We start from the raw sequence: 13,496 nt of genomic DNA, 5'->3' as shown, positions 1-13,496 counted from the left end.
GTCTGTGACGGCGGCCTCACATCGTCTGCAGTGCCGTCATCGTCCACCGGGTGGTGAGCAGTTCCAAACGAATTGCCACCGCCCGGAATCGATTCTGGGTGCGAACCACGACGGTGACTTCAGCGATCGCGCTGGTGACCCTGCAGACTCTGGCGTTGCCTGCCTGCAGGGTGCGTGTCGCGCCCAGGTCTCCGAACGGTCTGGTCGGTGCCACCTCTGCACGCAGCTGGGCGCGCTGGTCGATCTTCTCCAGCAGGGTCCGGTCGACCCAGCGTGAGATGGAATCGCTGCGTCGTATGCCGGCGAAGATCTCCAGGCACGCCACCGCCAACGATGTCGCAGTGGCGGCAATGCGACTGTCATCACTGTCTTCTGCGGTCTTGTCCTGCTTCGCAGTCTGAGCGGTTGCAATGGGGCTCGGTACGCCGCTGCTCAACGGCGTCGATGCCACCCGAGGACGTGAAAGCACCAGTGGGGCAGTCATGGCTGAATCTCCAATCGTTGGCCGGGCATGATGAGGTTCGGGTTCGCACCGATCACGTCTCGGTTGGCTGAGTAGATGTCGTCGACGATGTCTTGCGTAGTGCCAGCGGACGAGGGTTGATCGGCTGCGATCGACCACAGGCTTTCGCCGGCGCCGACGATATAGGTATCAGGGTCCTCGTCATGATTGTCAGGGGTGTCGCTGAGGGGATCGTCGATGTCCTCGTCCCGACCTTTGTCACCGTCGGCCGAACCGGCGTTTTTGGATGAATCGGCGTCCTTGGATGAACCGGCTTCCCCGGGCGGTCGCTTCTGCGGTGGGGAAGGTGAAGGTTCGGCATCTGGGAGTTCAGGTTCAGCAGCAGGAGATGTCGGGTGAGCTTTCGGTGGGGCGGTCGGCCAACCAGGGTCAGGCGGGGGAACGTCGGGCAGCGCAGTCGGCCAGCCGGGATCGAGCGTGACACTCGCCGATCCAGCGGACGCAGCGTGAACTTCGTTCATGAGCGTATCCGTCGGCGGGGGAGAGGCCTGGGCGGCGTTGACAGCCAGGCTTGCTGAGGCTGCGGCGAGAACGCTTGAGCGCAGTATCGTCGGCACGATGCGCAGTACAGACTGGGTGACGATCGCTCTCATGCGCCCGTTGGGCAGCAGCCTGATCAGCAGCGTCAGAAGCGAGACCACTCCGAGGCGAGAAAAGAGCACGGCAGCAGTGCCGACGACGATGATGACAACGAGATCAGTGGTGCTGCGAGGCGTCGGCAGGTGAAGCCAGGTGGTGATGAACGCACCGATCAGACACAGCCACGAGACGCTGCAAGCTATCAACAGATACATGAGAGACGTCCTTCATTGGAAACGTATCTCAATACTGCCGTTAGACATCATTTGATGTCAATAGATAAATATAACTACGAGGCTGTAGTTCTGCTGATCGGTGCAGAAGCTCTTGCGTGTCGCTCTTCGCTGCGGCAGGCTTCACATCATGGACGATCGGATCGACGCTCTTCTCGCGGATGTCGAAGCAATGCACACGTCCCGGGAAGTCCACGCCAGGAGAGGGGAACTCGGTGACGAAATTGCCGCTCATGCCGCGCAGCACACTCTGCGCGAGCGACTGCGGGGTGCAATCGGTCAGCCGGTGCAGGTCGGTGTCGCCGCTCGTGAAATATCAGGGACAGGTGTCTTTCTCGGCCATGGGATCTTCGTGATCGCCGGCGCAGAGGCAAACATTGTGGCGATCGACTGGATACGAGAGATGCGCACTCGATCCCGACGGCACAGCTGCGAATCCGGTCCCCTGGAGCGGTTGGGCATGGCGTCGGCTCTGAGGCGACTGGCCGCCGACCATGAGGAGATCTCCCTGGAATTGGCGGGCGAGGGTGGAACTGTTCGGGGGCGCAGCAACATGGTCGCCTCGGACTACGTCGAGATCTCCGGGCGGATCATCCCGCACCGTTCAATCGCTCTGGTCCGGGCCCGAGTCAACCCCTTCGCTTAGGCGTGGCTGATCGGAGGCGGTTGACGAGCCGCTCGTTGATCGGGGAGCGGAGTGTGGAGTGACCTGTCTTCTCTTCAGTCTTCGAGCGAACCGGTCTTGATCTCGTGCTCGGCGCGTTCGTACATCCGCTGGATGTACGCCTCGATCTCGGTCTTCTCCACGCGCCACTGTCCGCGCCCGCCTACCTTGATGGCGCGAAGATCTCCGGTGCGGACCAGGGCGCGGGCTTGAGCGATCGAGACATTGAGCAGATCGGCCACATCGGTGAGCGGCAGGAAGCGATTTTCGACGACCATGAGGGCCCCTTCTCATTCCAGGTGACTGATTGCTTGGTGACTAATTTTGTCAAAACCATTGCTTTGACCTCGTTTGGTGTTCAATACTATCACTCAGAAACAGTTCCTGTCATGGGAAATTTTCCAAAGGTGGAGATGCAATGGAGCTCTCGAAACGAATTCGTCGGCCGAAGTGGACCGATGCCAGGCTGCTGGTCGGGGCAGTCTTAGTTGTTGTGGCCATCGTCGCGACCTATCTGCTCATCAGCGCGGCGAACGCAACCACCCGTGTGTGGAGGACCAGCGCGGTTCCTCTTGTCCCAGGTCAGGTGGTCAGCGCTGATGATCTGACTGTCGCTGAGGTGAATCTGGCTGATATCGGAGACAAGTACCTTTCTGCGGATGCCGGCTTCCCGGAACATTCGAGTGTGCGGGCCGTCATCGCTGCCGGTGAGCTTCTGCCGGCCTCGGCCCTGGCCCCCATCGCCGAGCTCGAGGGCAGGGTCGTGGCGATCGATGTCGCCGGCTCCGTCCCCACAGTCGTCGACACCGGCAGCCTGGTCGACGTCTGGGCCCAACCGGAATCGAAGGGACTCGATGATGAAGGAGTTGACCCGCAGCAGATCGTGACCTCGGCTCCGGTCTCGAACATCACCCGTGAGGTTGGCAGCTTCGGCGTCGGAGATGGTGCCAGGATCGAAGTCTTCGTCGCCAGTGCGGAGCTCGGCGATGTCCTCGGCGCACTCGACGGCAACAGCGTCCTCTCGGTCGTCGGTGCCCCCGCTGAAGTCAGGGCCGAGGGCGGTCAGTCATGACACAGGTGCTCCTGGCCGTGGACTTCGAGTTCGATCTGATCCTGTTCGAGCTCCTCAGCGAGGTCGACGACGTCACCATCGTCGCCCGACCAGCAGATGACGTCGAACTTCTGGCGCTGTGCAGGACGGGCAGCGCCGACGTCGTCATCGTCGGTCAGTATTTCCCAGGATTGGATGCGCAGGTCATCTCCGCGATCCTCGCAGCAGGAACCGCAGTGCTGGGATTCGGCAACGACACGGTGGCACTGGAGTCCCTCGGCATCGTCAGCAGCGTTCCGTCCTCCGCAGATGCCGAGTCTGTGGCGCAGGCGATCGACGATACCCGCGATTCCACCGTCGTCCCGCCCCGACCCCTCACTCCGCCCGGATCGCTGAAAGGGCAGGGACGCATCGTCACGGTATGGGGTACAGGCTCATCTCCCGGTCGGACGCTGACGGCGGTCAACCTCGGCGATCATGCTGCCAGGCAAGGCCACCGCAGCGTCGTCGTCGACGCCGATACCGTGGCTGCGATGGTGGCCACGACTCTGGGGCTGACGGAGGAGTCGGCGCATCTGGCCAGCTTGTGCCGACTCGAGGTGGAGAAGACCCCGCCTGTGGACATCTCTGCCGTTCCGCATGCCGTCGTGCGCGATGACTTCCATGCTGTCACCGGACTGACCAGGCCAGACAGGTGGCCAGAAGTTCGCGCTTCGGTTCTGACAGCGGTGCTGTCCCGTCTGGCCAAGATGTTCGACCTCGTTGTCGTCGATGTCTCCGACCGGGTGGATCCCGACGATGACTTCGCCGATCCGTTCTACGACCGGCACTGCGCGACGCGCGCCGCGCTGGAGGCCGCGGACACCGTGCTCGTCCTGGCCGCAGGCGATCCGATCGGTCTGCAGAGGCTCGTCAAACTGCTGGGCACCGAAAGAGTGGAGTCGATGGGGTCCAAGATGCGCATCGGCATCACGAAGGTGCGCTCAGGGGCTGTCGGCCACCCTGCCGAGGTGCGGATTCGGGAAGTGCTCGCCAGATTCGTTCGCCGAGACCCCGACTTCATCTTCAGCGACGACCGGGCAACAGCCGATGCCGCCATGCTGTCCGGGCACACCCTCCATGAGGAGAATCCGAAATCTGTGCTCAGCCAGGAGATCGCTGCCGCGGTGGCCGAGCTGCTGCCGCCCCGGAAGCGCTCACGGAAGTCGGGTGCGGGGCGACGGGCGAAGTCCCTTTAGGATTGGAGCATGTCCATTCGCTGCTATATCCCGACCACACTGACCGCAATTCGCCGAGGGCTCGGCTCCGTGCACGCGGTCGCCCCCGATGTCCACGGTCGTGAATTGGGCGGGGATGAACTCGAGGCACGAGAATTCGATGCCCTGTGCATCGCAGCCGCACTGGCCGCCACTCAGTCCTTCGACGATGCTGCTGCAAGCGGCCAAGAGTCTGCATCGGATCCGGGGCCCGCAGACGGGCCGGGAGCTGCCTCACCGCGAGCCGTCATCGCCTACGACGCACCTGATTCGAGCGCTGGCGAAGACCTGGCCGAAGGATTCGACGTGCTCACCCTGCCCTCGGTCGACATGACATCAGTTGCCAGCATCCACCTCGACGAGGTCGAGATCTGGGAAGAAGCCGCCGCTATCGCCGCTGACAGGGGACACGAGGCAGCGGAGGACCACCTCGGCGACTCCGATCTTCTCTGGTACGACGCGAGCGAGTTGGCCGAGCTGCTGCGCGAACGCGGCTGAGTCCCGATCAGCCCGGACCGCTCAAGCCAGCGCCTCAGGAGTGTTCGAGCTTGGCCAGACGGTCGGCAAGTCGCTTCTCTAGAATGGGCACAACTGCCTGTTCGATCATCGACCCGAAGAGGGGAATCGAGGAACTGATCTCGGCGCGCACCGACAGAGAGGTTCCCGAACCATTGCGAACCAGCGCAATGAGCGCATCGATCTCAACGGGCACTCCGGCCGCATGAGCGGTCATTCGGATCTCTGCGCTGTCGCCGATGACATCGCCGGGAATCATATAGACCTCGACGAGTTCGGCATCCGCCGGAAGGCGAGAAGCCAGGGCGGAGGGCATTTCACTCTTGGGCATCGGCGTCTTCACCGTCACCTCGGTGTCGGGGTCGATCCGCTCGGCATGGGCCTCGGATCCCAGGGACTGCCAGGTCGAGACATCGGCAAGTCGGAGGAGAAAATCCGACAGAGCCTCCGAGTATTCATGGTTGAGTGTCAGAGTTCGCATGGCTCCAGTTTGCCAGGAGATCAGCGTCGTGGCGCGGCATGGCTGTCGGCGTGCCTTTCTCCGCATTTGAGCATAGTGTGGGTGGTGGCGGTTCGATGTCGAGCCGCTGTCAATTTTGCGCGCTGATCATAGAGGTGACATGGTGTCTCAGGTCTCATATTCGGACATTGCAGAAGAGTGGAGGAAGCAGAGGGGGCAAGGTGCCCCGGAGAACTTCATCGAAGCGTACTATCCGCGTTTCGAACCTGGCACTTCCGAAGCAGGAACAGAGGCGCTGGCCGCAGCGGCCGCCTCACACTACGCTCTAGGACTTGAGTACGACGGCAGATCACCGGTGATCTCCATCTACAACCCCGACGTCGACTCTCCCGAGTTCCGCGATAACCACACTGTCATCGCCATGGTCCTGACCGACATGCCCCACCTCGTGTCCTCGATCGTCAGCGATCTGGCCACCAGCGGTCGTGCCATCCGTCAGGTCCACCACCCCATCATCGCCGTCGAGGGACAGGGCTCGGACCTGTCCGTGCTGTCTCGGGCCGAGGCCCCAGCGGTCTCTGCCGATACCGCTGGCATCCCTCTCGTATCCGAACCCGCCGAGGCTAGCGGATCCCTCCTTCCGCAGCAGCAGTCTTGGATTCGCCTCGAGATCGATCGACTCCCCGAAGAGGATCTCGCCGGGCTCGAAGACCAGCTGCGCAGCGTCCTCGACTACGTTTCGGCCGCGGCCACCGACGCCAGCGCCATGGCGATCCGGGCCAAGGACATTGCGAAGGAACTGCAGGCGCAGCCGCCACGTTCAGAACTCGCCTCCGAGGCCGAGGCAGCCGCCGAGCTGCTCAACTGGCTTGACGGCCACTTCACCTTCCTCGGATACCGCGAATACGACTACTCTCACGATGAGAGCCAGAGCAGCCTCGAACCGATTGAGCACACGTCGCTGGGCATCTCCACTCTGCGGCCGCTGGTGAAGTCGCCGCTGAGTCGGGCTGTGGCCGATAAGGCCAATGAACCGCATGTGCTGGTGCTGACGAAAGCGAACTCACGTTCACGCGTGATCCGCGGATCATTCATGGACTACATCGGGGTCAAGACCTTCGACTCGGCCGGTGAGATCGTCGGTGAGCGCCGCTTCGTCGGCGTCTTCAAGCCTGAGTTCTACAACGACAGCGTTCTCAACATCCCGGTCATCAACCGCAAGGTGCGCAAGATCCTCTCCGCCAGTGGATTCCCTGCAGGATCACATTCGGCGAATGAACTCCTGGGCGTCCTCGAGACCTACCCGCGCGATGACCTCCTGCACGACGAGACCACGACGATCTTCGATGTCGTCATGCAGATCGTGGACATGCAGGAACGTCGCCAATCACGGGTCTTCGTCCGCCGTGACCCCTACCAGCGGTTCGTCTCCGTCATCCTCTACCTGCCCCGCGACCTCTACGACACGGCGGCGCGCATGCGAGTCCAAGAGGTGCTGCGGAAGTTCTATCACGCTGAGAGCGTCGACTTCGATGTGCTGCTGACCGAATCCGCACTGGCCCGCATTCACTTCGTGGCCCGTGTCGCCCGTGACGTGGAACTGCCGCAGATCGAACCAGAGACCGTGGAGAAGCGGATCGTCGGCGCCGTGCGCTCCTGGTCCGAAGACGTCCACGCCTTCCTCGCTCCCACGGAGCGAGGTGACAGCGACAGCTCCGTTGCACGCGCAAACCGGTGGTCGAAGGCCTTCCCACCCAGCTACGAAGAACACCACTCTCCGGCCGACGCCATCGCCGACGTCGCCCGGTTCGAAGCGCTGGAGTCCGGCGACGGCCCCGCCGTGCGCCTCTACAGTCCCGAAGAATCCACGGACGCTCCAGTGCGCCTGGCCCTCTACCGCAACGAACGTGTCGGGTTGTCGGAAGTGCTGCCGTTCCTCACCGCCTTCGGAGCGACCGTAATCGACGAACGCCCCCATGAGCTGGACCTCGCCGACGGGTCGCACCGCTACATCTACGACTTCGGACTCACCTTCCCCGAAACCCTCGACGACGGTGACTGCGAACGGATCTCCGAGGCGTTCATGGCCGGCTGGGAGGGCAAGAAGGAGGCAGGAGTCTTCGACCGCCTCGTCGTCTGCGGAATGCATTGGAAACACGTGACGATCATCCGCGCGCTGGGCAAATACCTGCGCCAAGCCGGCTTCACCTACTCCGACGCCTACGTCGGCGAGGTCTACAGCGACAACCCGGAGATCTCACGGCTCCTGGTCGACTACTTCTTCGCGAAGTTCGATCCCACCGCTGACGGAGCCGCACGCGAAGACAGGATGGCCGAACTCAACGAATCGATCGAATCGGCACTCAGTGATGTTGCCAGCCTCGACGCGGACCGTGTCCTGCGGTCTTCTCTCGAACTGCTGCGCGCCACAGTGAGGACGAACTACTTCCTCGACGAGACCGGCGAGCTGCCGACGGCACTCGTGCTCAAGATCCGCGCCAACGAACTCAGCTTCGTGCCCAAGCCCAAACCAGCACTGGAGATGTGGGTGTACTCGCCTCAGGTCGAAGGCGTGCACCTGCGCTTCGGCACAGTGGCCCGTGGCGGCCTGCGGTGGTCCGATCGTCGCGACGACTTCCGCACCGAGGTCCTCGGCCTGGTCAAGGCACAGATGGTCAAGAACGCACTCATCGTGCCGACCGGTGCCAAGGGCGGATTCTTCCCCAAGCAGCTGCCCCCGATGAGCGACCGGGACGCGTGGATGGCCGCCGGCCAAGCCGCCTACGAGGTCTTCATCGAAAGCCTCCTCGAAGTCGCTGACAACCTGGTCTACGGCGCGAACGGCGCCCAGGAGGTCGTCCACCCGGACCGCGTCGTGAGACACGACGGAGATGACTACTATCTGGTCGTCGCTGCCGATAAGGGCACCGCTCGCTTCTCGGATGTGGCCAACGCGATCGCCGAACGCCGCGACTTCTGGCTCGGCGACGCCTTCGCCTCCGGCGGATCCGTCGGCTATGACCATAAGAAGATGGCCATCACCTCTCGTGGTGCCTGGAAGTCCGTGGAACGACACTTCCGGGAACTCGGAGTCAATACCGCCGCCGATGACTTCACAGTCGTGGGCATCGGAGACATGAGCGGTGACGTCTTCGGCAACGGCATGCTGCGCAGCGAACACATCCGCCTCGTGGCAGCCTTCGACCACAGAGACATCTTCCTCGACCCGAATCCGGACGCAGCACGCAGCTTCGTGGAACGCAAGCGTCTCTTCGACCTGCCGCGCTCAAGCTGGCAGGACTACGACCGGGAGCTCATCTCCACCGGAGGCGGAGTCTTCCCCCGATCGGCGAAGTCCATCGATCTCAGCTCCGAAGCCGCGGCCGTACTGGGACTCGAGCCCGGTAAGCGCAGCCCCGCCGAGCTGATGTCACAGATCCTCAAGGCCCCCGTCGACCTCGTCTACAACGGCGGCATCGGCACCTACATCAAGTCCTCGGACGAGAGCCATGCAGACGTCGGAGACAAAGCCAACGACGCCATCCGCATCGATGGTCGTGACGTGCGCAGCCGGGTCGTCGGAGAAGGCGGCAACCTCGGTGTGACCCAGCTGGGCCGCGTCGAAGCGGCGCTGAACGGCGTGGCGATCAACACCGACGCCGTCGACAACTCGGCAGGTGTGGACAGCTCCGACCATGAGGTCAACATCAAGCTGCTTCTGCGCACCCTGCTCCACAAGGGCGCCTTCGCCGCAGAAGATCGCGAACGTGTGCTGCTGTCCTTCACCGACGACGTCGCCGACCGGGTCCTGGCCAACAACTACGCACAGAACGTCGTCCTCGGTGAGGCTCGGGCCCAGACAGAGTCCATGTCGGGCACCTATGGCCGGATGTTGAGATACCTGGAGGAGAACGGCGACCTCGATCGTCAGGTCGAGTTCCTGCCCGATGCGCAGGAACTGACCAAACGTGAGTTCAGCGCCTATGTCTCCCCGGAGCTGGCGGTTCTCCTCGCCTACGCCAAGATGCATGCCGCCGATGAGATCCTGGACAGCGTGGTTCCCGATGAGGAGTGGATGAAGCGGGAACTGACCTCCTACTTCCCCGACTCCCTTGTCGAGAAGTACGGAGAGCTCATCCCGGAACACCCCCTGCACCGGGAGATCGCGACAGCCAAGCTCGTCAACCGGATGATCGACCGCGGCGGACTCACCTACGTCTACCGGATGCTGGAAGAGACTCCCGCATCGGTGCCGCAGATCGCCCGTGTCTTCGTCGTCGTCTCCGAGATCTTCGGACTCGATGACTTCTTCGAAGCGGTGTGCGCACTCGACAACAAGGTGCCGACCGCAGTCCAGGTCCAGCTGCAGCACGCCTATGTGCGTCTGCTCGATCGGTCTTCGCGCTGGTTGGTGCAGCAGGCACCTGACACCCTCGACGTCGATTCCGGCATCGAGCGCTACGGCAACGTCGTCGCAGCTCTGCGAGACCGCGTGCCCGACCTCGTCGACGGCTTCGACGCCGAGAGCATGAGGGCAACGGCACAGGGCTACATCGACGAAGGCGTGCCGAGCGAACTCGCATGGCGCGCCGCAGCCCTGCTCGATGAGTTCGTGCTTCTCGACATTGCCCAGCTGTCTGCCCGGGCGGGTGAATCCGCAGAGGACGTCGCTGAACTCTACTACGCTGTCAACGACAAGTTCTCCGGTTCGCAGGTGCTCACTCTCATCGGCGATCTCGACCGCAGCGACCGGTGGTCGGCCTTGGCTCGGGGCTCGCTGCGCGATGACTTCTACTCGTCCATCCTGTCGGTGGCCGGCACGGTCCTCGCCGCGACTGACTCGCCGATCTCCGGGACTCCAGACGAGCGAGCCGGTCAGCGTCTGACCGAATGGCTCGAACGCAATGAGACCGTGGCTGCACGGGTGCTGGACACGACCGAGACGATCCTCGGACTCGAGACCGTCACCCAAGCCCCGCTGTCGGTGCTGCTGCGCATGATGCGCGGTGTTGTCCGCTCCTCGGCATGGGAATCGGAGCAGGCCGTCTGAGCAGTGACCCCAACTGATCAGTGATAGCGTCAGATCATTGCTGACGTCGACAGACTTCGCGGGCTTGGAGCCTGCGGGTCTGTCGGCTTCTGTGCCGCCATCATCGGCCTGTGCCGTTGCCCATCCGGAAGAAGAACACAGTGCTCAACGAACTCCTGGCCGCCGAAGGCATCACTGACGAAACCGATGTCGAACACATCCACCTGTTGGTGGGGGACTGGCAGCTCATCTCCGACCTGTCCTTTGCCGACCTCGTCCTGTGGGTGCCCTCGGCCAGCGGGGCCTACACAGTGGTGGCGCATTCGCGTCCGACCACGGGTGCGACCCTGTTCAATCGCGACCTCATCGGGGCCCGAGCCACCGGACTCGAACGGGAGCTCCTGGACACGGCGGCGAGCTCACATGAACTGGTGACGAAGGTGGCGCACGCGAAATCCCTCGGCGTCAACGCCGGAACCGATGACACGGAAGTCTCCGCCGAGGCGGTGCCCCTCGTCCGTGGGGGAGTGACGATCGCCATCTTGGTCCGGTACTCCGAGGAGCTCCGTCGTCGCGGTTCCTCGCGCCTGGAGAAGTTCTACACACAGTCCGCGATGTCGTTGCTGACCATGATCGCGCAGGGTGCCTTTCCCGACCGGGAGGCACCCAGCGGAGCCCGGCACGGCGAACCGCGCGTCGGAGACGGCATCTTCATCCTTGATCGTGACTCCCACGTCCAATACGCCTCCCCGAACGCGGTCTCTCTCATGCACCGTCTGGGCCACCGCGGTGAGATCGAAGGGGACTACCTCGCCGAGGTGGTCTCGAGTCTGAGCACGGAGCTGCGTCAGGTCGATGAGACGCTTCCGCTCGTGCTCACCGGTCGTGCCCCCTGGCGGACCGAGCTCGAGGTCGGTCGGACGAGTGTGTCGCTGCGGGCGATCCCGCTGACCGATGACGGCACTCGCACCGGCGCGATCGTCCTGGCTCGGGATGTCTCGGAGATCAGACGACGCAAGCGCGAACTGCTCTCACGGGATGCGATGATCAAAGAGATGCACCACCGGGTCAAGAACAACCTGCAGACCGTTTCGGCACTGCTGCGTCTGCAGACTCGTCGGATCGACAGCCCCGAGGCGAAGGGTGCTCTGACGGAGGCGATGCGCCGAGTCTCGATCATCGCCGTCGTCCATGACGTGCTCAGCCAGGGAGTCGAATCGGAGGTGGACTTCGACGAGGTCGTCGACAAGGGGCTGCGCCTGACGCCCGAGCTGACGAGTCCACTGGTCCAGATCAGCCTCAAGCGCTGCGGCAGCTTCGGCACCATCTCCTCAGCGGACGCCACCTCATTGGCCCTGGCGATCACTGAGCTCATCACCAATGCGATCGAGCACGGGTTCCCGGTCGCTGAGCAGGAGAACCTCGCTCCGGGCGAAACGCTCACCGGACATGTGTGGGTGACTCCGGAACGCGAGGGCGATCACCTGCATGTCACGATCGCCGACGACGGTGTGGGACTGGGGGAGGACCACAGTCCCGGCAACGGGCTGGGCACGCAGATCGTGAAGACCCTGGTCTCTGCCGACCTGGCGGGTTCGATCCAATGGCAGGAACGTGAGGGCGGCGGGACCGTGGCGATTCTCGACGTGCCTCTGCGCCCCGACTCCTACGACTGAAATCGGCAGAAACCGGCCTAAATCAGCAACTTCACGACAAAACACCCTGCGACCAGTGAATCACCCCTTGGCAAAGGGGTGATTCGGCACTGACAGTGCGGGGTTCAAGGCTGTGGGTCGGGTGCTGTGGGTCGGGTGCGGACACGATTGAGTCCCTTGCTCAGAATGCGAAGATCTCGTATTCCGAGCAAGGGACTCAATTGGCGAATATCTGCGACCGCCTGTCTCTAGCCGCTGAAGGAATCAGCCAGCGCGGCGGGCACGTGCGGCGCGACGTTTGAGCGCACGACGCTCATCTTCGCTGAGACCGCCCCAGACACCAGCATCCTGACCGGACTCCAGAGCCCACTGCAGGCAGGTCTCCACTACTTCACAGCGGCGGCATACAGTCTTAGCCTCTTCGATCTGAAGCAGGGCAGGACCGGTGTTTCCGATCGGGAAGAACAGTTCCGGATCCTCATTGAGGCATGCTGCACGATGTCGCCAATCCATGGTGACCTTTCGACGAATTAAGTGAACGCGGTTGACCACACCCAAATTCCAGGCGCGCAACTCTCTTACCCAAGGTTCACATAACCGTTTTGGGCACACAAGGGTAATGCAGTGTGAAATTTCTGACAAATATTTTGTTCATTGTCCTGCTATGGGGCCCTTGACGCAAATTCGTCCACTATCCGTCTTTTTCGAGGCAGCAGGCAACGATGACATCATGATGCGTCCTTCCTCTGAGGTGTGCCAAGTTCACGGCTAGACTGGCGATGAAACGACTGGTCACCTCGGTGGCGGCTCCAATCACCGCTGACTCAGTCGAACACGAGAATCTGAACTCAACGTGAACCAATGGAGGACTCATGACAACGGACAATCTTTCCCAGGCACGCATCATCTCTGTCGGCGGGCACACCCCTCAGGTCGATCCTGGTGCGTTCATCGCGGCCGGTGCCACCCTGGTCGGGGACGTGAGGGTGAAGAAGGGCGCGAGCGTCTTCTACGGCTGCGTGCTCCGAGCTGAAGCCGCCCCGATCACCATCGGCGAGGACTCGAATGTGCAGGACAACACCGTCATGCACACAGATGAGGGCAAGCCGGTCGTCATCGGCTCACGGGTCTCCATCGGCCATCAGGCTCTTGTCCATGGGGCAGTGGTCGACGACGACGTCCTCATCGGCATGCACGCCACCGTCCTCAACGACGCCCACGTGGGCTCCGAATCACTTGTCGCCGCAGGCGCGATCGTCCTGGAAGGCACCGAGATCCCACCCAGGTCGCTGGTGGCAGGAGTCCCGGCCAAGGTGCGTAGGGAGATGACCGACGACGGCATTGAGAAGGTACGCCAGAACGCTCAGTCATACCTGCGTCTGTCAGCACTGCACCGAGATACTGCCGAAGTCATCGACGGAGTCTGAGCCACCTCGGACTCTGGGAGGTCCTGAGTCTCAGACTCTTCGAGTGGTGCTTGAGGCCCTGGTCATTGAGCGTTGTCAGAACCGAGGCGTCCATTCGCTCTGT

The 13,496-nt window shown here is 62.7% G+C and carries 12 protein-coding genes; 7 read left to right on the top strand and 5 right to left on the bottom strand.

Annotation, left to right across the window (positions count from 1 at the left end; all coding sequences use genetic code 11):
* Positions 1-16: 16 nt before the first annotated feature.
* Both HU144_RS14890 and HU144_RS14885 read right to left on the bottom strand, forming a co-directional pair.
* Complete coding sequence (locus HU144_RS14890; protein ID WP_235351973.1) at positions 17-484, bottom strand: Rv3235 family protein; 468 nt, start codon at positions 482-484, stop codon at positions 17-19.
* Positions 481-1,317 (bottom strand): LysM peptidoglycan-binding domain-containing protein, encoded by an 837-nt coding sequence (locus tag HU144_RS14885; protein WP_235351972.1) that lies wholly within the window; start codon positions 1,315-1,317, stop codon positions 481-483. Before HU144_RS14885 ends, HU144_RS14890 begins: the two co-directional genes overlap by 4 nt.
* A 148-nt stretch (positions 1,318-1,465) precedes the next feature.
* On the opposite strand from HU144_RS14885, the gene HU144_RS14880 reads away from it, so the two are divergent.
* Entirely contained in the window at positions 1,466-1,981 is a 516-nt protein-coding gene (locus tag HU144_RS14880) for a hypothetical protein (protein WP_235351971.1), read from the top strand.
* A gap of 74 nt (positions 1,982-2,055) precedes the next feature.
* Here HU144_RS14880 and HU144_RS14875 read toward each other — a convergent pair whose 3' ends face one another.
* Positions 2,056-2,277, bottom strand: coding sequence for a helix-turn-helix domain-containing protein (locus HU144_RS14875; RefSeq protein ID WP_143921250.1), 222 nt, complete (start codon positions 2,275-2,277; stop codon positions 2,056-2,058).
* 140 nt (positions 2,278-2,417) lie between these two features.
* Between HU144_RS14875 and HU144_RS14870 the strand changes: the two genes are divergently transcribed.
* The 3 genes from HU144_RS14870 to HU144_RS14860 are packed head-to-tail and all read left to right on the top strand — an operon-like array spanning position 2,418 to position 4,804.
* Entirely contained in the window at positions 2,418-3,071 is a 654-nt protein-coding gene (locus HU144_RS14870) for a hypothetical protein (RefSeq protein WP_235351970.1), read from the top strand.
* Entirely contained in the window at positions 3,068-4,288 is a 1,221-nt protein-coding gene (locus tag HU144_RS14865; RefSeq protein WP_235351969.1) for an AAA family ATPase, read from the top strand. Before HU144_RS14870 ends, HU144_RS14865 begins: the two co-directional genes overlap by 4 nt.
* A 9-nt stretch (positions 4,289-4,297) precedes the next feature.
* Positions 4,298-4,804, top strand: coding sequence for a DUF6912 family protein (locus HU144_RS14860; RefSeq protein ID WP_235351968.1), 507 nt, complete (start codon positions 4,298-4,300; stop codon positions 4,802-4,804).
* Between the two features lie 34 nt (positions 4,805-4,838).
* Here the strand turns inward: HU144_RS14860 and HU144_RS14855 are convergent, their stop codons facing one another.
* Positions 4,839-5,303 carry a DUF2505 domain-containing protein gene (locus HU144_RS14855; protein WP_235351967.1) on the bottom strand — a complete coding sequence of 155 codons (465 nt, stop codon included), beginning with the start codon at positions 5,301-5,303 and terminating at the stop codon, positions 4,839-4,841.
* 139 nt (positions 5,304-5,442) lie between these two features.
* Here HU144_RS14855 and HU144_RS14850 point away from each other — a divergent pair, with 139 nt between their 5' ends.
* Complete coding sequence (locus HU144_RS14850; protein ID WP_235351966.1) at positions 5,443-10,332, top strand: NAD-glutamate dehydrogenase; 4,890 nt, start codon at positions 5,443-5,445, stop codon at positions 10,330-10,332.
* A gap of 140 nt (positions 10,333-10,472) precedes the next feature.
* On the top strand, positions 10,473-11,987 hold the full coding sequence (locus HU144_RS14845; protein WP_235352715.1) for a sensor histidine kinase: 1,515 nt from the start codon (positions 10,473-10,475) through the stop codon (positions 11,985-11,987).
* 243 nt (positions 11,988-12,230) lie between these two features.
* Here the strand turns inward: HU144_RS14845 and HU144_RS14840 are convergent, their stop codons facing one another.
* Positions 12,231-12,479 (bottom strand): WhiB family transcriptional regulator, encoded by a 249-nt coding sequence (locus HU144_RS14840; protein WP_009884680.1) that lies wholly within the window; start codon positions 12,477-12,479, stop codon positions 12,231-12,233.
* Between the two features lie 359 nt (positions 12,480-12,838).
* Here HU144_RS14840 and HU144_RS14835 point away from each other — a divergent pair, with 359 nt between their 5' ends.
* Positions 12,839-13,393, top strand: coding sequence for a gamma carbonic anhydrase family protein (locus HU144_RS14835; RefSeq protein WP_235351965.1), 555 nt, complete (start codon positions 12,839-12,841; stop codon positions 13,391-13,393).
* Positions 13,394-13,496 lie beyond the last annotated feature (103 nt).

This window comes from Brevibacterium sp. UCMA 11752, from assembly GCF_021532235.1.
Lineage (GTDB): Bacteria > Actinomycetota > Actinomycetes > Actinomycetales > Brevibacteriaceae > Brevibacterium > Brevibacterium antiquum.
This window is presented reverse-complemented; position numbering and strand designations above follow the sequence as displayed.

What these genes read in the sequence shown, in the direction of transcription:
- HU144_RS14890 (WP_235351973.1), bottom strand. Translation starts at nt 484, where the DNA reads ATGACTGCCCCACTGGTGCTTTCACGTCCTCGGGTGGCATCGACGCCG.
- HU144_RS14885 (WP_235351972.1), bottom strand. Translation starts at nt 1,317, where the DNA reads ATGTATCTGTTGATAGCTTGCAGCGTCTCGTGGCTGTGTCTGATCGGT.
- HU144_RS14880 (WP_235351971.1), top strand. Translation starts at nt 1,466, where the DNA reads ATGGACGATCGGATCGACGCTCTTCTCGCGGATGTCGAAGCAATGCAC.
- HU144_RS14875 (WP_143921250.1), bottom strand. Translation starts at nt 2,277, where the DNA reads ATGGTCGTCGAAAATCGCTTCCTGCCGCTCACCGATGTGGCCGATCTG.
- HU144_RS14870 (WP_235351970.1), top strand. Translation starts at nt 2,418, where the DNA reads ATGGAGCTCTCGAAACGAATTCGTCGGCCGAAGTGGACCGATGCCAGG.
- HU144_RS14865 (WP_235351969.1), top strand. Translation starts at nt 3,068, where the DNA reads ATGACACAGGTGCTCCTGGCCGTGGACTTCGAGTTCGATCTGATCCTG.
- HU144_RS14860 (WP_235351968.1), top strand. Translation starts at nt 4,298, where the DNA reads ATGTCCATTCGCTGCTATATCCCGACCACACTGACCGCAATTCGCCGA.
- HU144_RS14855 (WP_235351967.1), bottom strand. Translation starts at nt 5,303, where the DNA reads ATGCGAACTCTGACACTCAACCATGAATACTCGGAGGCTCTGTCGGAT.
- HU144_RS14850 (WP_235351966.1), top strand. Translation starts at nt 5,443, where the DNA reads ATGGTGTCTCAGGTCTCATATTCGGACATTGCAGAAGAGTGGAGGAAG.
- HU144_RS14840 (WP_009884680.1), bottom strand. Translation starts at nt 12,479, where the DNA reads ATGGATTGGCGACATCGTGCAGCATGCCTCAATGAGGATCCGGAACTG.
- HU144_RS14835 (WP_235351965.1), top strand. Translation starts at nt 12,839, where the DNA reads ATGACAACGGACAATCTTTCCCAGGCACGCATCATCTCTGTCGGCGGG.